This is a genomic window from Oceanobacillus aidingensis (assembly GCF_042654105.1).
GTDB classification, from domain to species: Bacteria; Bacillota; Bacilli; order Bacillales; family Amphibacillaceae; genus Oceanobacillus; species Oceanobacillus oncorhynchi.
In genome coordinates this window covers 1-19,842 of sequence record NZ_JBHSFT010000011.1, presented here as the reverse complement: position 1 = coordinate 19,842, position 19,842 = coordinate 1, and the positions used below count along the sequence as shown (strand labels likewise).

Sequence of the window (19,842 nt, the reverse complement as noted above, 5' to 3'; positions counted from 1 at the left end):
CAGAGTTAGCCTAAGTGATTCAGGGAGTTAGTGTCCGTTATCTCTCGCTTATATAAATAGTTTTCCTACTTTATTTCAAAGCGGGAGTTTTACGGACGGTTATCCGTGGTAGAGTTACTAAATGTATCCTTTTATACAATTAATACAAAACACTTACTCTTATCATAACACAGGATGCATTCATTTTCAGAAAAATTACTGGATGGTCAGTGGGGAAGCATTTACCGGGCAATGGATGACGTACATTGATTTTATCCTTTTCCTCATACTAAAAAGGCAAGCTGATGCATTTCCAGCTTACCTTTCATTCCTTTTATCAATATCCATAAGGATAATACCCATACGGCGGATATGGATAGTATGGAGGATAAGGATAATATGGCGGCGGTCCTCCTATGTCATCTAGCAGTAACCCTGTCGCCAATCCTCCTAAAAATGGCACGCCAAATCCAAATACAGGATTTCCATAAAATGGTCTTGGATGGTGATATGGCCTTCTGACTTCTTGATAATTGAATTGGTTATTTAATCCGGCAGGGTTATAAAAGTTATATGGATACATTCCCTGCTGATTTTCTGCAGGTACATTGAATTCATTCATTCCATTGCCCTCCTTCCATTGCTTCCTACCAAGATATGCATCTACCCAGGGAAGTGATAATTGAAGGCTTTTTCTTATTTTTGTTCCTGCCGCAGCGCAGCAATGCCAGCTTATTTCTCTGCAAATGTGTTAAACTAAAAGAAAAATCAGACAAAACAACAGGAGGCGAAAGAAATGAAGAAGCAACATTATGCAATCATCGATATTGGCTCCAATACCATGCGTTTAGTCATTTATGAAAAAACAAAGGGGAACCGGCTGAAAGAAATAGAAAACGTGAAAGCCTCCTCCAGGCTGCGTACCTTTTTAGAAGAGGATAATACCTTAAACCAGGCCGGGATTGACCGTTTAATTGATACATTGAAAAGCTTTCAGGAAGTGCTGGATACCTATACCTTACAGGACACCATCTGTGCGGCTACAGCAGCTGTCCGGCAAGCGGAGAATAAAAAAGAAATTGAAACCCAAATCGTCGAACGTACAGGATTAAATATCCGCATTGTAAGTGAACAGGAAGAAGCCTACTATGGCTATTTAGCAGTTATCCATTCTACCTCTCTCACAGAAGGAGTTACCGTAGATATCGGCGGCGGAAGTACAGAGGTTACTTATTTTGAGGGCCGGGAACTCAAGGAGTCACACAGTTTTCCTTTTGGTGCGCTTACCTTAAAGGATTTCTTCCACAAGTCCATTCCGACAACCGAAGAGCTCTCCAAGCTGCGCCACTATCTAAAGGATCAATTCGCAACACTTCCATGGCTTGCAGATAAAGAGGTCAAATTGGTTGCCATCGGCGGAAGTGCGCGTAACCTGGCTCAGGTCCATCAAAATCTGGAGTCTTATCCGCTAGCAGGTCTGCATGAGTATCAAATGTTCCAAAAGGATATTATGGAAGTAAGCAATCATTTAACTTCTCTGAAACCGGCTAAATTAGCAAAAGTAGAAGGACTTTCTAAAGACAGGGCGGACATTATTATTCCTGCGATTGAAGTTTTTCACTGCCTCTATCAGACTGTTCAGGCAGAGAGCTTGATCCTAAGCCGGAAAGGACTTCGGGATGGCGTATTGTATGAACATTTAGCAAAGCAATTCGATTCCTCCCTCTTTCCAAATGTATTAGAGGAAAGCATCCAGGAGCTCGTTAATGATTATGATCTGGATCGTAAACATATCAGCCATGTCCAAAACCTGACCGAGCAAATATTTGATTTTTGCAAAGAAAATGGACTGATCCATCTGGACAAGCAGGACCGGCAGCTGTTGAAAATGGCGAGCTTTTTATTTAATCTCGGAGAATATATTGATTCCGAGTCAAGCCCGCAGCATACCTTCTACCTTCTGGCTAACCGTACCATTGATGGATTAGAGCACCGGGAACGTCTGAAGCTTGCACTGGTTGCTTCGTTTAAAAATAAGACCGTCTTCAAGCAATTTATTCAGCCCTATAAATCATGGTTCCTAAAGGAAGAGCGCCAGAAATTATTAGATTTGGGATCTTTATTAAAATTCACTTATTGCTTAGATGCGACCAAAAGGCAGATTGTCGAAAAAATAGAGTTTACATCAAAGAAAAAGACCCTCATTATTCGTATATATACGAAAGGCAATGCCATGCCGGAAGAATACCAGGCGGAAAAACAGAAAAAGCATCTGGAAAAAGCAATTGGAAAAGAAGTAGATCTGGAATTTATTGATTTGTAAAGACAAAAATAAGCGTGCAGGAGAAAGCTGTTACGACCCCTCCTGCCAAACAAATTATTCACACAAACTTTACACCTCTTTAACATACTTTATGCGGAAAAGGATTATGATATATATAGGACGCTATAACGAGTGTTCAAAAAGGATTCAAACCAGAAGCAAAAAAGCCCGATTCGCAGCTTATCATTTGGGAACTTTTTGAATATCTTCTTAAAAAGGGATGGTGTGATATGGACAAACAAATAAAAAACGTCAATTCATCAGCCTCCTACAATAACAGGGAGCTGAGCTGGCTCTCATTTAATAAACGTGTATTAGAAGAAGCAGACGATGTAAGCAACCCGTTGCTCGAACGGCTGCGGTTCTTATCCATCTTTTCATCCAACTTAGATGAATTCTTTATGGTCCGGGTAGCCGGATTAAAGGATCAGGTAAAAGCAGGATTTAACCGGCCGGATGACAAATCAAACCTGACTCCAAAGCAGCAGCTCTCTTCTATCGCATCCTTAAATCATGACTTGGTAGAGCAGCAGTATCACCTGTTTAAACAGGTACAGGAGGAATTAGAAACACAGCAGATTCGTCTTTTTCAAATGTCGGAATTATCTGCAGAAGCATTATATATACTGGAGCAATATTTCGATGAACAAATTTATCCGATTCTTACACCGATGGCCATCGATGCCTATCGCGCTTTTCCAATGCTGTTAAATAAATCGTTAAATCTTGCTATTCAGCTGGAAGACGAGTATGAACAAGAACAGCATCAGAAAAAAACAGCGATTGTCCAAGTACCTGCATTGTTAGACCGGTTTATCCAGATTGATGATGCGCATCACTATGTGTTGTTAGAAGATGTCATTCGGTTTTTTATCCATAAACTTTTTAAGGGATATCGGGTAATCTCAACAAGCACTTTTCGTATTACCCGCAATGCAGATATGAATATCCATGAGGACAGCGCGCATGATTTATTAAAGGAAATTGAAAAAGAGCTGAAGAAGCGCAAATTTGGAGAGGCTGTCCGTTTAGAGATGAATGCCATGGAGCAGGACCCTTCTATTACTTCTTTCCTGCTGCATGAGCTGGAAATTCATGAAAAGGATTTGTACATTGTAGATGGACCGCTCGATTTAACGTGTTTAAATGACTTTTATGATCAAGTACAGCATGACTTTGAGTATCTTATTTATGAAACATTTATCCCGCAGCCGGCACAGGATATCCATGAGGATGAAACGGTATTGGAAGCTGTCAGAAAAAGAGACCTCTTTCTTCATCATCCATATGAATCCTTTGAACCGATTGTTGATTTAATGCGTGAAGCTGCGGATGATCCGGAAGTGCTGGCAATTAAGCAGACACTCTATCGTGTCAGCGGGGATTCACCGATTATCGCCAGTTTAAAGCGTGCAGCGGAAAATGGAAAACAAGTAACCGTTCTGGTGGAATTAAAAGCACGATTCGATGAGGCGAATAATGTAGAGTGGGCAAAACAGCTGGAAATCGCCGGCTGTCATGTTATTTACGGAATGATTTCATTGAAAACCCACAGTAAAATCACGCTGATTGTCCGAAAGCATGAAAATCGGATTGAACGGGTCGTCCACCTTGGTACGGGAAATTATAATGACCAGACAGCTAAATTTTACACAGACATGTCTTTTTTAACGACCAAGCGCAAATATGGCATCGATGCCACCAATTTCTTCAATTATTTGAGCGGTTATACAGAAAAGCCTGATTTTCATCATTTATCCATGGCACCATTTGATATTCGCAATGACCTAATTCAGCTTATCGATCAGGAAATCACGTTTCACAAGGAATATAACAATGGACGGATTATTGCCAAAATGAATTCGCTGACAGATAAACCTTTAATCAAAAAGCTTTACGAAGCTTCTCAAGCCGGCGTGCAAGTGGATTTGATTGTCCGCGGTATCTGCTGTCTGCGCCCGGGCATTCCAGATGTTAGCGAGAACATTCGCGTGCTGAGCATTGTCGGGCGATTTTTGGAACATAGCCGCATCTATCTTTTCCATCATAATGGCGACATCAATATTTTTCTGTCCTCCGCAGATTTGATGACGCGAAATATGATTAAACGGGTAGAGCTGATGTTTCCAATCTTTGACCCCCGGATAAAAAATCGTATTCATGATATCCTCGACATCATGCTCCGTGACTCTAAAAAAGCACGGCAGCAGGCAAATGACGGCACTTATTCGCATGTTCCGCCGGATGATGAAGCTTTGAATAGCCAATTAAAATTATTTGAACAGGCGATGGATGTATTTGCTTAAAAGTAGAAAACAAAGGCTGGGAGCTGACAGCCTTTGTTTTTTTATCTAAAATTCATCTCCTGTCTTGCAGAAATGAAGCTTCCCTCAGCATCCATATTGCTATTGAGAACAAACTTCCATATACTAGAACATAAGAAGATGTTGAACTTTTACAATAGGTATCTTTCCTATTTACTAACAAATTACGAGGAGTCTTGGAAATGAAAATTACAGAAATAACAATGCATCGGATGAATATGCGAATGAAAAATCCGTTCACGACAAGCTTTGGTACAGAACAGGATCGTGAATTTATTATTTTAGAGGCAAAAGATGCGGATGGAACCATTGGCTGGGGAGAATGCGTTACCTCGGAGTCTCCTCTTTATATTGAAGAATTCACAAAAGCTGCCTGGGTAATGCTCGAAGAATATTTAATTCCTCTTACTCTCGGCCGTGAAATCAGCCATCCCGATGAGCTGACAGAGTTATTCGAGCCGTTTAAGCGCAATAACTTAGCAAAAGCAGCGATTGATGCAGCTGCCTGGGATATTTATGCTAAACAGCAGGGTTTTTCTCTGGCAGAGGCTATCGGCGGATGCAGAACAGAAATTGAAGTCGGGGTCAGCCTAGGCATTGAAGATGATATGGAGCGCCTGCTTACCAACATTAAAGAAAAAACAGCAGAAGGCTATAAGCGAATCAAAGTGAAAATCAAACCTGGCAAAGACGTAGAAGTTGTTAAGGAAATCCGCGAGCATTTCCCTGATATTCCGCTGATGGTTGATGCGAACTCTGCTTACACACTAGATGATGTGGAAACATTAAAGCAGCTGGATCCGTATAACCTGATGATGATTGAACAGCCGTTAACCGCCGGCGATTTAATTGATCATGCGGAGCTGCAAAAGCATATCAAAACACCGATTTGTCTGGATGAAAGCATTCATTCCTATGATGATGCGAGACAAGCTATTCAATTGGGAAGCGGTAAAATCATTAATATGAAAGTCGGCCGTGTCGGCGGGATTACAACAATGAAACGAATTCATGAGCTGTGTAAAGAAGCAAATGTGCCAATGTGGTGCGGCGGCATGCTTGAATCAGGCGTAGGCCGTGCGCATAATATCGCGATTACCTCCCTCTCGGCATTTACATTACCTGGAGATACCGCAGCTTCCTCCCGCTATTGGGAAGAAGATATCATTGACCCAGAAGTAGTTGTCAAAGACGGAATCGTACAGGTCCCTGCTTCTCCGGGAATCGGATATGAAGTTAACCGTGAGAAATTGGCAAAATACACGGTTCAGAAAGAAACATTTAAATAATCAACTCCATCTTGAGAAGAGACATTTAGACAGTATCCATTTCTGTCTGGATGCCTCTTCTCCTTTTCTTGTTTAAAATCAATTATGTTATTTCAAAGTTCGTACATACTAAGCGGAGGAATTATTTTTTATATAAAACGAAACAGACCGTTATTGTCTGTCTGATTTCCCGCTTTAAAATGACGTATTTTTTTGATTTTTTGTAATAGAAGACTTACATTACAGCCTGCCGCACAGCGCCTTTAGCGTGCATAGAATATAAAGTCCTAGGAAATCACTTGGTTTTAAATAGCTATCTTTCCTTGAAAAAATGATTTTGAGTTGGGTATTTTCTTACTCATCTCACAGTAAAATATTTTTCTCTACTCATGATAAGCACAGTGTCCTTTCAGAACAGCGGCTATCTAAGGGTTTTTTAACAGATTAAAAACATAACAAATTAGAAAAACCAAGAACACCGCTTGGTCTTTAAATCACCTGTTGCTTTTCTCGCAGGAGTCGACAACATCCGCTCCCATCTAAGTAGAATTATGTTTTATTTGCTTTTTTACAAGGAAATAACGCAAATTCTAGCGACGGTTTTGATGGGGCGAGTAATCGCAGTCCCAGTGGGAAGACCCCGCAGGAAAAAAGTGTACTTCTTTTTTTCTACCCGCGGGGCATAAGTGCGACTTTGCTTCTGTCTGCGCCTGACGGCTTGCCAATCAGCAAGTCTTCTTTAAAGGAGATGAGCTCGGGGCCCACGGAAAGCGGAGTGTATTTCTGGGGTTGCGATTACTCACCCCATGAAACCCGTTGGAGCGACTATATTCAGCATTTTTTATATACTTTCCTATTCTTCAAAATAAAAACACATCCAAAGCAACTATCTTGAAATCAAAATAGAATCGTTGTATAGTTTAATCCGTACTATTTTTGTTGGATTTCCGAAGAACATTTTATCAAAGGAGGATAATACCAAATGGATAATTGGTTTATATTATTAAATATTGTTATTTTACTTGCATTAATCGGTTTACTAATCTATATGCAGAAAAAGCATGTTTCCTTTGCCAAACGTGTATTTACAGGTATGGGGATTGGTATCGTTTTAGGAGCTCTCTTCCAGATTATCTATGGAGAAGGGTCAGATATTCTTACAGGAACGCTCGATTGGTACGGCATTGTCGGCAGCGGATATATTCGCTTCTTAATGCTGATCGTGGTTCCGCTCGTTATGGTTTCGATTATTCGTGCCATTATTAACTTGAATGAGACAAAGCAGCTTGGAAAAATGGCCGCATGGGTGATTGGCGTACTTATTTCGACAACACTTGTTGCAGCAACACTCGGTGTTGTAACCTCTCTTGTTTTTGATTTGAATGCAGAACAAATCGAAGCGGGTCATGAAGAAACAGAACGCGGCGCTTCGATGGAAGAAAATTTTGAATCCATGGAAGAGGAAACAACACCGCAGCGGATCATTAACTTTATCCCGAACAATATCTTCTTAGATATGACTGGGGAACGTTCTACATCTGTTATTGCCGTCGTTATTTTCTCTGTTCTCGTCGGAATAGCCACACTTGGGGTGAGCAGGAAACAGCCGGAACAGGCAGAACGGTTTACACGAATGGTGAATGCCGTATTTGCCATTGTCATGCGGCTTGTAACGCTTATTTTACGTTTAACTCCATTTGGGGTATTAGCACTGATGACGAATATGGTTGCCACGACAAACTTTGCAGGGATTGTTCAGCTTGGTAAATTTGTGATTGCATCCTATGTCGCGTTGATTGTTATGGTTCTTATTCACATGCTCATCATCAGCGGATTCAAATTAAATCCGATTACGTTTATGAAAAAAGTGTTCCCGGTGCTCGGATTTGCCTTTACTTCCCGTTCCAGTGCAGGAGCGATTCCGTTGAATATTACTGCACAGAAGGAAGCACTGGGCGTGGATGACGGAGCTGCGAATATGTCCGCATCCTTTGGCGCAACCATGGGGCAAAATGCTTGTGCAGGTATTTATCCTGCGATGCTGGCCGTTATGATTGCTCCAACTGTTGGTATTGATCCAACATCACTTGACTTTATTGTACAGCTTGTCTTAATTACAGCAATCAGCTCCTTTGGAGTCGCTGGAGTCGGCGGCGGAGCAACATTTGCAGCAATTATTGTTCTGTCCTCTATGGGACTGCCAATCGCACTCGCTGGTCTGCTGATTACCGTTGAGCCGCTTATTGATATGGGCCGTACCGCAGTCAATGTCAACGGCAGCATGGTTTCAGGTACTGTCACTTCCAAAGTGCTCGGCAACCTGGATGAGAAGAAATTTAATAATAAAGATGCCGTAGTAGAAAACACTGGCATTTAAGTCTTTAAAAAAGCAGTTATCTCACATACCCGAGATAACTGCTTTTTTATTAGGATAATTTAATCCGCCTGCATTCCGCCATCTACATTATACAATGCGCCATGTACAAACGACGCTTCATCCGATGCCAGGAACCGGACAATCTGGGCAACCTCATCCGGCGCGCCAAATCTTCCGACCGGAATCCCCTGTTTTAAAGCTTCTCCTGATTTCTCCGGCTGCCAGGCGTTAAATTATTTTGAATATCTTGAAGCATCTGTGTATCAATAGCAGCAGGAGCTACCGCATTCACACGAATCCCTAACGGAGCTGTTTCTAATGCTGCCGTCTTCGTTATTCCTGCAACCGCATGCTTGGAGGCTATATAACCGACCATTCCCGCTGAACCGATATAGGCAGCATTAGATGCTGTATTAATCACTCGTCCATGCCCCTGTTTTTTCATTTGTTGAAGCACATGTTTTAAGCCTAAAAACACCCCGGTAACATTAATCGACATAATCTGTTCAAAGGTATCCTTATCCAAATCAGTAATTTCCGCAACAGGACCATTAATTCCTGCATTATTAAAGAAAACATCGATGCGGCCAAATTGATCAACCGTTTCCTGAACATATTTCTTTACGTCTTCTTCCTTCGTTACATCGGCTTGAATAATGCCCACATTTTCCGGATTATCCGTGAGAGATTCCTTTGCTTTTGCTAAGGATGATTCATTAATATCAACCAAAACAACCTTTGCACCTTCGTTTAAAAACAATTTTGCAGCTGCTTGACCAATTCCGCCGGCTCCACCAGTGATTAATACCACCTTATCTCGCATATAACACCTCTCCTTTATAGTATCTTCTTTTCCTATTTTACGTAACCGCTTACAAAACTACAAATAATTGGCTTTCTATCGAGGTGGCGGTTTCTTTTTTAAGAAAAAATGAAAACACTATGTATTCCCGCCCAAGCTGCAGCAATACTTAATAAAGCAGATGTGCTAATGTACCAGAAAGCTGCCAGCCACTTGTTATCCAGCAGCAGATCAATTACTTCCTTCCCGAAAGTAGAAAAGGTCGTATATCCGCCACAAAAGCCGACTCCTAACAGCAGCCACAGCTCGAATGGCAAATCAAGCCCATATAGCACTCCCAGTAAAAGAGAGCCAGACACATTAATGATCCAGGTCGCAACTGGAAAGATAATGCCTTTTTCTGCCTTTAACGGCTTCATATATTCACTGATGATGTAACGCAATAATGCACCAACGGCACCGCCTGCCCCTACAAAAAACATAAGAATGACGCCTCCTTCTGCTTGTTATACTTTCCTGATTCGTGCATAGACAACACGCGCTGTCCAAACTCCTGCCCCGGCAAAAATGACTCCCACAACCACGCTTATCCCAATATAAAGCAGAGCCATGGGCAAGGTTAACAGCAATGCATCTAATGCAAAGGCAGAAAATGTTGTAAATGCGCCTAGAAACCCGGTGCCAAACGTCAACGCCCATATGCGGCGATCATGTCTGGAAAGCGAAACAAGCGTCAGTAAAAAGCCTAACAAGAAGCAACCAATGATATTTACCGTTATCGTTGCCATTGGAAAAGTCATATCACCAAGCCATAGACTGACCCCATAGCGGGCGATCGCTCCCCAAAAAGCCCCTATCATCACAAATAGATAATTCATCAAACCACCAGACCTTTATCCGTACATTATTAATAATGTATAATTTAATCCTATCCAGCCGATAAAGCAAGTATTTCGGGATAAAACAAGCTTGTTTATCATAGAAATTCCTGATTTTTCGTATTCGCTGAAACCTTCTCTCCCTTATTTCGTAGTTATAGTGCAGAAAGAATTTGGAGGGGAAAACGAATGGAATACAGCTACGTTATTCAAATCTTTTTAATCCTTATGTTTTTCTTTTTCAGTTACCTTATTTTAATACGCAAAAATTATTATCTAATCAGCGGATTTAATACAAGTACGCCTGAGGAGCAGCGGGAAATGATTCAAGCAGGCTATCCGCGTGCTGTCGGCAAGATGACCCTGCATATAGCCATTATTTTAAGCCTTGGCTTCCTGCTCCAGCTCTTGCATGTTCCTTATGCGATTGAAGGATCCTATGTTGTCATGCTTATCGTTTTATTTGTGGAATTCTTTTGGATGACGAAAAAGTTGAAAAAGAAATCGAAACGGATAAACAAAACGGTGTTATTGCTTTCCCTTATGTTAGTCATTGTCGTTTTCGCCATTCCTTTTATACCAAATAAACTGGAAATAAATGAGGACTCCTTCGAAATGACAGGCTTATATGGAGAAATATGGGCGTATTCGGATATAGAGGATATTTCTCTCTACGATGAACTTCCAGAAACCACGATACGCACAAACGGCATTTCCATGTTTGGAAAACACCTCGGCAATTATCGGATGGAGGGATGGGGAGCCGGCAAGCTATTTATTCGTTCCAACAACGCTCCATTTATGATTGTCCAGACAGAGGACAGCTTTATCATTATCAATGCAGGCCAGCCTAATGAAACGGAAATGTATTTTCAGCAGCTGGAGCTGGCATACCAGCAATATAATGATAACCATTAGAAAAAGCTGTCCAGTGCAGCCAGCTTTTTCTAATGGTTATTTATTTCAAGAAATCAGGATTTTTAAATGCTGGATGAGGATATTTATAAAAGCCTTCTCCCGATTCAATCCCAAATTTCCCTTTATCCAGATACGTTTCTTTTAAGAACGCAGCAACTTTTTCAGCTTTCTTATCTCCAGCTTCTGCTTTTGCCGCAGATAAGTTATACGGTGTGCGTATACCAATGACATCTAATGTTGCAAATGGACCTTTTGGAGCGCCAGTTGCAACCATCCATGTTTTATCAATGGTTTCTGCATCGGCAACATCATTGACCAATAACTCCTCTGCTGCATCTAGAAAAGGAACAAGCAAGGAATTTAAAATATATCCAGGCTGTTCTTTATATATAGGCAATGCAACCATTCCGATTTGTTTTGCAAATGCTACGACATCATCAAACACGTTCATATCTGTGCCTTCATGCTTCATGATTTCTGCGGTATTGTTTTTCCAAATTTCATTTGCAAAGTGAAGCATCAAGAATTGATTAGAGCGGCCAGTTGCTTCGGCAAATTGACTTGGAAGCATGGTGGATGAATTAGATGCAAAAACGGTTTTTTCCGGAGCGGCTTCCGCTAATTTATGATAGAAATCTAATTTAATTTTTTCATTTTCCGGAACTGCTTCAATAACTAAATCAGCATCTGCAGCAGCTTCTTTTAAATCGGTAGAGAAGTGCATGCTCTCGAACGCCTCTTTTACTTCTGCCTCCGTTGCATTTATATCTTCTTGATACCGTTGCTGCCATTTCTCCATCCGTGTTTTTGCAGCATGAACAGCCTCATCATTAATATCGTAAACTGTTACATTAAATCCTTTAAAAGAAACTTGAAAGGCAATTTGGCTTCCTAATACGCCGCTGCCTGCTATCGTTACATTCTTAAATTCCATGAGAAATCCTTCTTTCTATTTTTTCCAATGTGATTTTACATTTATAGTATACGCCTTTTTATGCCAAACATAAATAAATTTGCCTGAGAGCAATTATTTTATAGGCACACTTATTTCTTTATAAAAATAAAAGCAGTTTGGATTTGCTTTATAATTTAGCATCCCCAAACTGCTTTCATTAATTCCATTCTTTAAACCGTGCAATCATTTGCTTCAGCTTTTTCTCCAGCTTTCCTTCCCCATCACGCTGTTTCTTCCATTCATTATAGCTGGCGATGCTGATAAATAATATTCCGGCAATCAGAAGATACGCCCACCAAGGGAGATTGCCCCAATAAGGCCGTGTCTGATAAATCACATTAAACAAGAGGGTTCCGATTCCGACAAAGAAATAGGATTTTAATTGATAACGCATCCCTGCGAGTAAGGAAAGAATTGACAACACTCCGATAATCAATGCATCCATTATCGTAGCACTCTGAATCGCATCCGCAATCAGGTACACCGTAACCAGAATCAACAGCACGGTCTGAATATGCCGCATCACCGATTCGTAATCATTCCATGTTTTCTTAGACAAAATAATTGCCAAAGCAAGAACCGGCAGCGCATGAAGCTCCGCATAAAACACTTCTGAAATAGCATTAATATAATAATCAAGCACCAGATAATAAGGCGGTAAACAAACCACGCCGCCAAGGCTGATACATATTTTCTGCAGCATCTGATTCCCCACACGATCCTGCTGCAGGAAAAACCAGGAAGCGAACAAAACAAGCGGAATAACAGTCAGCCAAATCGTATCCAGCTCATTTGCCCAGTTTAATGCAAAAACGAGATAGGCAACTGCCATCAGAGAATACCAGTCTACAGCCCGCAGGCTTCCCTCAGTAGTAACATACAGTTTTGAAAATAAATATCTCCCGGCAGCTGTTAATATGCCAAATCCAATGGTATACATCAGCCATAAATGAATCGTTTCCTCAAATACCGCTTGTATTTGCCATAAATAGATGGAGAAAAATAAAGGCACCACAAGGTATAATGTCCATTTTCGCATATGCAGAAAATATACATTCACTATAATCAGTCCGGTAAAGATGAGAAGCTGCCAAAACACCTCTACTGCAGATAAAAACACGCCCATACCTAAAACCAGATTCATAAACGGAATGAGAAAATATTCTATCCGCCGCTTCCACACCGCTGATACTGCTGCCCAGATTGCAATCATAATGATTCCTGCAGCAAGCCAAGCATAAACAAATGAAATAACTGCCATCCATTCATAATGAGAGATGAAGGATACCACTGCTCCAAGCAGCATCAGTAACCCAGCATATAAAGCCGTTTTTATTTCCCATTCTTTTTCCTTTGTCAGTGCCGTATAGGTATAGATTGCCTGTGGAAGCAGCCAGACTGCCGGATAAAGGATAGGACGTGCTACACTGTCCCCTGCTATGATGAGCACAAGGAACAAGAGCACCGCGTGCGCAAAATAGAAGAAATACGGCTTTAAGCCGGCATCCCATTTTCCTAAATAACGTTCCACCGCTAAGAATACAATGGGCAGGCCAAGCATAAACCAGACAAATCCATCCAACGTATCAATTGAAAATGTGCGCAGCAACGATACATAAAATCCTAAACTTACCGCCGCAACCAGACTCCAAAACACAGGCTTTCCAGTAAAACGAACCAGCCAGTAGACGACGCCGATTCCTATCAACAGAATGACAGGTCTTACAAATATTTCATCTCCGGTAAATCCAACAAACAGCAGAAGCATAGCTAATAGATAGCTTCCCTGACCCGTATAGAACGTTGTCCGGGTCAATTCCTGCTGCTTTCTCTGCTTCCAGATAAGGCTGATTCCAAGCAGCACGACACCGGCGCCCGCCAGTTGAAAAGGAATATCCAGCTGACTGCGGTAAACATAGGATGCTTCCACAAATTCAAAATAAAGGATGTACATGGCCAACAGCCAATTAATTGGAACAGCCCAGGAAGCAACTTGCTTCTCCAACGTTTTTTTCGATACCACAGTCATATAGAAAGCAACGACGCCTAGCAAGGCAAATATAACTGCAATCTCCACGAACTCAAGCAGGATCAGCTTACCCAGGATAATGATTCCAATTACCGGCATCGACCAGAAATACATACTTTTTTGTACAGCCTGCATAAATGGAATGCGATTCCCGAAACCGACAAACAGAAATAAAATAATCATATAGAAAAACATAAAGTTAAGTGTGCTTTCCGGAAAAAACGGATGCACTGCTAACGACCAAAACTGTATCCCGACCGCAATAAAGAATGCAGGAGCAATCCAGCGAAAAACGCCCCGTTTCGTCACCTCTGCAAGATAGACATAGGTGGCAGCAATAACAATATACGCCAGCAGCATAAACCAGGAATCCCAGTCAGCACGGATAATCAAGCCTTGAAAGCTGATGTAGAGAAAAGCAAAGCCCGAAATGACGCCGCTTATATAATAAAACGCCTTATTCGCAAAGCTGTCCTTCCGCATCACATAAGCAAATCCGAGATAAGCTGCCCCCATCAATGCATAAATCAACGTATCCGCTGTATATAAAAACGAATTCTCTGTCAGCTGGTAAATGCCATAAGCAAATAAAGCGGCAAAAACAAATTGATAGCCCTTTGTCTGATAGACGAACACCATCGCCATATAGAGAAATGCAGTCAAAAGCACATTAAAACTATAAAACACAGCCTGATTATAGACAAACAGCATTAATAACGTGGAAACAATCAGATTTAACTGTGCATAGGCCGGCAGTTCATGTAAAAACACACGAAACACTTGCCCCTTCTCTTTCCGAAAATGGTGATACACGAATAACAAGACACCGTTATACAGCATCATTAGGAAAAAGAACACATCTGTCGGGACTTGCAGTGCAGCAAGGGAAAATCCGATAAAGAAGGATAGGAATATATAAAAAATCCATACAAATAATTTCGCTTTTGTCTTATAAGCATTCCAAGCGTATAACGGAAGCGGGACAATAGTACACAGCATTCCCAGCCAATAACGCCCTTCTCCTGTTAACGTTAAATAATCGCCAAACAACCCGAAAAAACCAATACCGATTATCGCAATCGGCAGTAATAAACTTCCGAGCGTCAAAAACGCAAAAGCTGTCTTTTCGATTTTAAGAAAACGGGAGGATAACCCGCTTAATGCTAAAAAGAAAATCGAAACGCCAAGCAATGTCGCAACCTTTAACAAGGCTCCCATCTGATCCCAAGAGCTGGTTGCCACAACTAAACCGCTGATTAACAGAAAAGAAACTCCTAAAATAAGCAGCCAGGTAATATTTCTTTCTCTGACCTGCTCCGCTGTTTTCGGTTCGCGGACCGGCTTCGCTTTCTTCTGCTTTGCCGCTTCCCGCTCCTCTGGAGTCAACAGCCATTCTTTTTTATCCTTATTGCCCTGGAAAAACCCGGTTGATTGTTTTTTAACAGGCTTGCTGTCTGACTGTGAAAAAGAGGCCTCTGCCTCCTCCGGCTGATCCTGTTCTGCAGCCTGATACCTCTCTTTAGAGGCTTCTTCTTCCGCATCCTCACGCGCTAACCCATCCATACTTTTATCTACCTGTTTCGCATATTCCTGATGGGCTGTTAAGATGCGTTTATAATCTTCCATGCTGATAAGATCTCTTTTTAATAATTCAATCAATTCTTCTTGCAAAATTTGGGCTCGATTTTTAGAATTCGAAATAACGTCCACGCCCCTTTTCTAAGGTGAAGGATACTTTATCATGGAGAACTGTTTGTAAAACTTCCACTGAGTGAAGTTTCATTTTATGTATCTTGTTATAAGATTACAAGAATTTTATGAGATAGTAAATAACATTTATTCCTGGCAGATATATTGCTAATATGTAAAAACCCCCGCTTCTTCACACCGAAACGGGGCAGCTTTTATCTTCCTTTTTCATTCCTACAGAGAAAAAGTGTTACGCCTTCACATCAATGGAATGCCCTAAATTCGGATGCTGCGGCTGATCCAGCATTTTAATCAGCTCCGCATTTTGCGCTTCCGCATGATCCATGACTTTTCCCATTAAGCTGAAGGACACCTGTGTCTGCAAATTAGCCTGACTCATAATCATCGACATTTTCCCAACATCCACCTATCCATTCACCTCACTCTGAAAGATTTACGAATTACCTTTATTTTAACATAGTTTTCTGTCAAATGATGCATCTTTTCTACTATAACGGGAACAGGAAAATAATTGGCTTATATGTTCAAACGATTTAAGTAATTATTGCCACAAGAAAGAATACAATATTTAAAAAACGTATCTTAAATTTTGGTAAGTACATCGATTCATGATAAAATTCTAGTATTAGAATATAGAACTATTTCTAAAGCATCAGCTGCAAGAAGAAACGATATCTATAATGGATAATCGCTTAAAAATATACATAAAAAACATACATAATGACTAGAAACAGCAGCTGACGATTCCTTTGGTAACTACCGCAGCTTCTTTAATTCGGCTACGCTCTACACAGCCGTGATTTCAAGACGTCCAAGCTGCATGATTATTGGGTAAAGGAGAGGAAAACGTTTGGCTAACGGAGACATCATGTTCTTTTTTTTAGATGATTTTTTTATTAATCTTTGCGTCATCATCACTTTAACTGTGCTATACGTACCACTCCGATCAAAATTAAAAATTGCTGACAGACCGTTTTGGCAAAAAGGAATTATCGACGGGGTTCTATGCGGGCTGAATAGTGTTATGTTAATTATATTTTCCATTGAAGTCGCAGAAGGTGCCTTGGTAGACCTTCGTTTTATACCAATTATGCTCATAATCTTGCTGGAAGGATTATTTCCTGCGATTATTGCCAGTATCGTGGTGATTGCCGGCAGATTTATCATCGGCGGAATGTCGGACTTTTCCATCTCTGCTGTCTTTTTAATGATTGCATTAGTGATTGGATTTCAATTGATACATAAGCTATACCAGACGAAAATGGAAAAAAAGATATATATAAAAGCTGTCGTGATGATTTTCTATTCCAATATCGTTTTTACCATCACGATGATGTTCCACTTTCAAAATGATTACCTCTCCCTGCTAAGCTTTTTACCGATTTATTGTTTTGTATCATTTGTCGGCGGATTGGCTTCTCTTTTTTACGTGAGATATCTCGGAAAAACAGAAATGCTTTTAGCGAAGTATAAAGAGGAGGTATCTACAGACTTTTTAACAGGCTTGCAAAACATGCGCTCCTTCGAAAAAGTGTGGGGCCAGGTAGTCAATAAAGCAGTCATAAAAGACGAAAAGCTGACTATTTTATCGCTGGACATTGACCAGTTCAAGCAGATAAATGATACATATGGGCATCCGGCAGGAAACCAAATTTTAACGCAATTTGGTGACATTTTATCCAGAAATATCCGTTCATTTGATATGGCGTTCCGAAATGGCGGAGATGAATTTTCAATTGTGCTGCCAAACTGCAGTATTGAAAATGCGCTGGAGGTAGCCGAACGCATACTGGAGGACGTGAAAGCGCACTCCTTTCAGATTTCTCAAAAGGAAAGCATTTATATCACTGTTTCGATTGGTGCAGCAACCTACCCGGATACCTGCAGCAACCCGCGTCAAATCATTCATCAGGCCGATGAAGCATTATATAAAGCAAAGCACTTAGGTAAAAACCAAGTATACCCTGCTATAACGTCATCTCCGAATAAATCATAAATCATTTTCGGAATGACGTTATTCATTTTTCACATAAGCATACCACATTATGATTTACCCAACTTCTTTGTTTTCAATACTTCCGACATTTCTTGTATCGCAAGTGGTTTGCTGTAATAATAACCTTGAATTTCATCAATATCATGATTGCGTAGAATATCGAGTTCTTCTTTGGTTTCCACTCCTTCAGCAACCACCTTCATCCCCATGCTTTTTCCCAGCTGGACAATGGTTGTTGCAATTTTTCGCTTGATAGATAAATGCGAAATGCCGCTAATGAGGGAACGGTCAATTTTCAAAATATCTAAATCAAGCTTTTGCAAATAAGCCAATGAAGAGTATCCTGTCCCAAAGTCATCCAATGCAATTTTGATTCCATTTTCCTTCATTATTTTTAAAATTTGCTGCACGTATTTTTCATTATCAATAAAGAGACTCTCCGTGATTTCAATCTGAATCCAAGCTGGATCCACCTGGTACGCATGAAGAACAGACCAGAATTTATCGACAAAATCGGCCTGCAAAAATTGGCTGGATGATAGATTAATAGATACAGGAAGTAAATCGTAACCATTGGTTTTCCATGCCTTCAGCTGCCTGCAAACATTTTCCAGCACCCAATCACCGATTTCATTAATCATACCCAATTCTTCCGCTAAAGGAATAAATTCACCCGGAGATACCTCCTGAAATTCCGGATGCTGCCAACGAATCAACGCTTCATAGCTTGTAACAATATCTTTTTTCCCTGGAGATACTTTAGGCTGATATACAAGATAAAATTGATTATTATCTAAACCTATTCGTAAATCATTTTTTATTTGAAACGCTCTTTGATTCGAGATTCGCATCTCCCTGTCAAAAAACCGGTAATCATTTTTAGACAAGCCCTTCACGCGATACATTGCCAAATCAGCATGCTTCATCATCGTAGGCGCATCTGAACCAGCCTCTGGATAGGTCGATATCCCGATACTTGCTGTCGTGCTTAATTGATAGCCTTCAATAGCAAAAGGCTCTTTAAAATTGGTAATAATAGATTCTGCATAGCGCTGCATATCTCTCGGGGAAGTGATGAAATCAATAAGGATGGCAAACTCATCACCGCTGAGCCTTGCAACAACTCCATTCTTACTGACGATTTCCTCCAGCCGGCGGGCAACGGCGATAAGCAATTCATCTCCTATGATGTGTCCAAGCGTATCATTCACATACTTGAAGCCGTCCAAATCAACAAACATGATTCCGAATCTTTCCTGATTTTCTTTAGCATATGCTATCTTTTGGATTAAATTTTCATCAAACTTACGGCGATTCTTCAGCCCTGTTAAATGATCATAGAAGGCCATCATCCGTATCTTTTCCTGATTTTCTTTTTTATCCGTGATATCGTAGCGCATCGCAATATACTGCACCGGCTTTCCTTTTTCATTCTTCACCGGTACGATAGTTGTATCCACCCAATAAAAAGAGCCGTCTTTTGCACGATTTCTGATTTCGCCTTTCCAAACTCCGCCAAATCCGATTGTCCGCCACATCTCTTTAAAAAATTCTCTGGAATGATAGCCTGAATTAATCAGCTGATGGGTATTTCCAATCAACTCGTCATGAGAATAACCGGATATTTCACTGAAGAGGTTATTTGCATGAATGATTTTCCCCTGCCGGTCTGTAATGGCTAAAATCACAGATTGGTCCAACGCATATTTAATATCTGACAGCTCTTTTAATGCCTTCATTAATTGATTATTTGCTTCCCTGTCATCAGAAATGATTCCGAACACTTCTACCCCATCCTCTGATTGAATTTGATAGCCAAAAATACTCAGCAGCACCATTTCTCCGTTTTTTCTATTAACCGTTGCATTAAAATGAATTTGCTCTTCCTCACCATCAACCAGCTTTGAAAATTCTAATGCGACATGAGGTCCGATATAATGAGAAAGTATATTATCATAATCTTCTCCAGAAATGATATCCTTTGACTCATTTAATACATCCCAAGATAACAGTTCCGTAAAATATATTTTTTTATTCCGAATCTTAAATACAGCCTGAGCCAAGTTCATTTCCTCCTCGCACCAACACAGCAATTACATCTAGTTTTAATATATCATGTAAAATAGACAAAAACACATCTATTTCGATGGATTTAAACAATTATCGATTATTTAAACCCTCAACTTTCGCACACTGAAATAGACATGTAACCCTTGATATAGTTAGGTAAACCTGCCACCCATTGCTGTACTTGATTTTTGATTAATTTTTGTATTGCTTTAT

Annotated in this window: 15 protein-coding genes; 6 read left to right on the top strand and 9 right to left on the bottom strand. The window is 40.5% G+C overall.

What is annotated here, in order from left to right:
• Window positions 1–316 precede the first annotated feature (316 nt).
• Entirely contained in the window at window positions 317–601 is a 285-nt protein-coding gene (locus tag ACFO3P_RS08055) for a hypothetical protein (protein WP_042529927.1), read from the bottom strand.
• A gap of 174 nt (window positions 602–775) precedes the next feature.
• Between ACFO3P_RS08055 and ppx the strand changes: the two genes are divergently transcribed.
• The 4 genes from ppx (at window position 776) to ACFO3P_RS08035 (ending at window position 8,271) form a co-directional block, all read left to right on the top strand.
• On the top strand, window positions 776–2,302 hold the full coding sequence (ppx, locus tag ACFO3P_RS08050) for an exopolyphosphatase (RefSeq protein ID WP_042529924.1): 1,527 nt from the start codon (window positions 776–778) through the stop codon (window positions 2,300–2,302).
• Window positions 2,303–2,532: 230 nt separating this feature from the next.
• The gene (locus ACFO3P_RS08045; protein ID WP_042529922.1) at window positions 2,533–4,608 is read left to right on the top strand and encodes an RNA degradosome polyphosphate kinase; all 2,076 of its coding nucleotides are present in this window, start codon (window positions 2,533–2,535) and stop codon (window positions 4,606–4,608) included.
• Between the two features lie 200 nt (window positions 4,609–4,808).
• Entirely contained in the window at window positions 4,809–5,915 is a 1,107-nt protein-coding gene (gene menC / locus ACFO3P_RS08040; RefSeq protein ID WP_289585282.1) for an o-succinylbenzoate synthase, read from the top strand.
• 961 nt (window positions 5,916–6,876) lie between these two features.
• Window positions 6,877–8,271 (top strand): L-cystine transporter, encoded by a 1,395-nt coding sequence (locus ACFO3P_RS08035; protein WP_193064853.1) that lies wholly within the window; start codon window positions 6,877–6,879, stop codon window positions 8,269–8,271.
• Window positions 8,272–8,330: 59 nt separating this feature from the next.
• Here ACFO3P_RS08035 and ACFO3P_RS08030 read toward each other — a convergent pair whose 3' ends face one another.
• The 4 genes from ACFO3P_RS08030 to ACFO3P_RS08015 all read right to left on the bottom strand — a co-directional run bounded on the left by ACFO3P_RS08030 (window position 8,331) and on the right by ACFO3P_RS08015 (window position 9,951).
• Entirely contained in the window at window positions 8,331–8,456 is a 126-nt protein-coding gene (locus ACFO3P_RS08030) for an SDR family oxidoreductase (RefSeq protein ID WP_289585286.1), read from the bottom strand.
• 8 nt (window positions 8,457–8,464) lie between these two features.
• Window positions 8,465–9,094, bottom strand: coding sequence for an SDR family NAD(P)-dependent oxidoreductase (locus ACFO3P_RS08025; protein ID WP_379542352.1), 630 nt, complete (start codon window positions 9,092–9,094; stop codon window positions 8,465–8,467).
• A gap of 98 nt (window positions 9,095–9,192) precedes the next feature.
• Window positions 9,193–9,555, bottom strand: coding sequence for a fluoride efflux transporter FluC (locus ACFO3P_RS08020; RefSeq protein WP_042529914.1), 363 nt, complete (start codon window positions 9,553–9,555; stop codon window positions 9,193–9,195).
• A 24-nt stretch (window positions 9,556–9,579) separates the two neighbouring features.
• A complete protein-coding gene (locus tag ACFO3P_RS08015) occupies window positions 9,580–9,951 on the bottom strand; it encodes a fluoride efflux transporter FluC (RefSeq protein ID WP_042529911.1) in 372 nt (123 codons plus the stop codon).
• A gap of 189 nt (window positions 9,952–10,140) precedes the next feature.
• Here ACFO3P_RS08015 and ACFO3P_RS08010 point away from each other — a divergent pair, with 189 nt between their 5' ends.
• Window positions 10,141–10,869: a DUF3784 domain-containing protein gene (locus ACFO3P_RS08010; protein ID WP_042529909.1), complete on the top strand. Its 729-nt coding sequence runs from the start codon at window positions 10,141–10,143 to the stop codon at window positions 10,867–10,869.
• Window positions 10,870–10,909: 40 nt separating this feature from the next.
• Here ACFO3P_RS08010 and ACFO3P_RS08005 read toward each other — a convergent pair whose 3' ends face one another.
• The 3 genes from ACFO3P_RS08005 to ACFO3P_RS07995 form a co-directional block, all read right to left on the bottom strand.
• The gene (locus tag ACFO3P_RS08005) at window positions 10,910–11,803 is read right to left on the bottom strand and encodes a 3-hydroxyacyl-CoA dehydrogenase (protein ID WP_042529907.1); all 894 of its coding nucleotides are present in this window, start codon (window positions 11,801–11,803) and stop codon (window positions 10,910–10,912) included.
• 178 nt (window positions 11,804–11,981) lie between these two features.
• On the bottom strand, window positions 11,982–15,524 hold the full coding sequence (locus tag ACFO3P_RS08000; RefSeq protein WP_379542351.1) for a cell envelope integrity protein TolA: 3,543 nt from the start codon (window positions 15,522–15,524) through the stop codon (window positions 11,982–11,984).
• A 268-nt stretch (window positions 15,525–15,792) separates the two neighbouring features.
• Window positions 15,793–15,969 carry a YjfB family protein gene (locus ACFO3P_RS07995; protein ID WP_077601790.1) on the bottom strand — a complete coding sequence of 59 codons (177 nt, stop codon included), beginning with the start codon at window positions 15,967–15,969 and terminating at the stop codon, window positions 15,793–15,795.
• 444 nt (window positions 15,970–16,413) lie between these two features.
• Here ACFO3P_RS07995 and ACFO3P_RS07990 point away from each other — a divergent pair, with 444 nt between their 5' ends.
• On the top strand, window positions 16,414–17,559 hold the full coding sequence (locus ACFO3P_RS07990) for a diguanylate cyclase (RefSeq protein ID WP_052484905.1): 1,146 nt from the start codon (window positions 16,414–16,416) through the stop codon (window positions 17,557–17,559).
• A 47-nt stretch (window positions 17,560–17,606) separates the two neighbouring features.
• Here ACFO3P_RS07990 and ACFO3P_RS07985 read toward each other — a convergent pair whose 3' ends face one another.
• On the bottom strand, window positions 17,607–19,622 hold the full coding sequence (locus ACFO3P_RS07985) for a putative bifunctional diguanylate cyclase/phosphodiesterase (protein ID WP_289585285.1): 2,016 nt from the start codon (window positions 19,620–19,622) through the stop codon (window positions 17,607–17,609).
• Window positions 19,623–19,842 lie beyond the last annotated feature (220 nt).

Excerpts from the sequence above, each read along its gene's own strand:
- ACFO3P_RS08055 (WP_042529927.1), bottom strand. The coding sequence starts at position 601 with ATGAATGAATTCAATGTACCTGCAGAAAATCAGCAGGGAATGTATCCA.
- ppx (WP_042529924.1), top strand. The coding sequence starts at position 776 with ATGAAGAAGCAACATTATGCAATCATCGATATTGGCTCCAATACCATG.
- ACFO3P_RS08045 (WP_042529922.1), top strand. The coding sequence starts at position 2,533 with ATGGACAAACAAATAAAAAACGTCAATTCATCAGCCTCCTACAATAAC.
- menC (WP_289585282.1), top strand. The coding sequence starts at position 4,809 with ATGAAAATTACAGAAATAACAATGCATCGGATGAATATGCGAATGAAA.
- ACFO3P_RS08035 (WP_193064853.1), top strand. The coding sequence starts at position 6,877 with ATGGATAATTGGTTTATATTATTAAATATTGTTATTTTACTTGCATTA.
- ACFO3P_RS08025 (WP_379542352.1), bottom strand. The coding sequence starts at position 9,094 with ATGCGAGATAAGGTGGTATTAATCACTGGTGGAGCCGGCGGAATTGGT.
- ACFO3P_RS08020 (WP_042529914.1), bottom strand. The coding sequence starts at position 9,555 with ATGTTTTTTGTAGGGGCAGGCGGTGCCGTTGGTGCATTATTGCGTTAC.
- ACFO3P_RS08015 (WP_042529911.1), bottom strand. The coding sequence starts at position 9,951 with ATGAATTATCTATTTGTGATGATAGGGGCTTTTTGGGGAGCGATCGCC.
- ACFO3P_RS08010 (WP_042529909.1), top strand. The coding sequence starts at position 10,141 with ATGGAATACAGCTACGTTATTCAAATCTTTTTAATCCTTATGTTTTTC.
- ACFO3P_RS08005 (WP_042529907.1), bottom strand. The coding sequence starts at position 11,803 with ATGGAATTTAAGAATGTAACGATAGCAGGCAGCGGCGTATTAGGAAGC.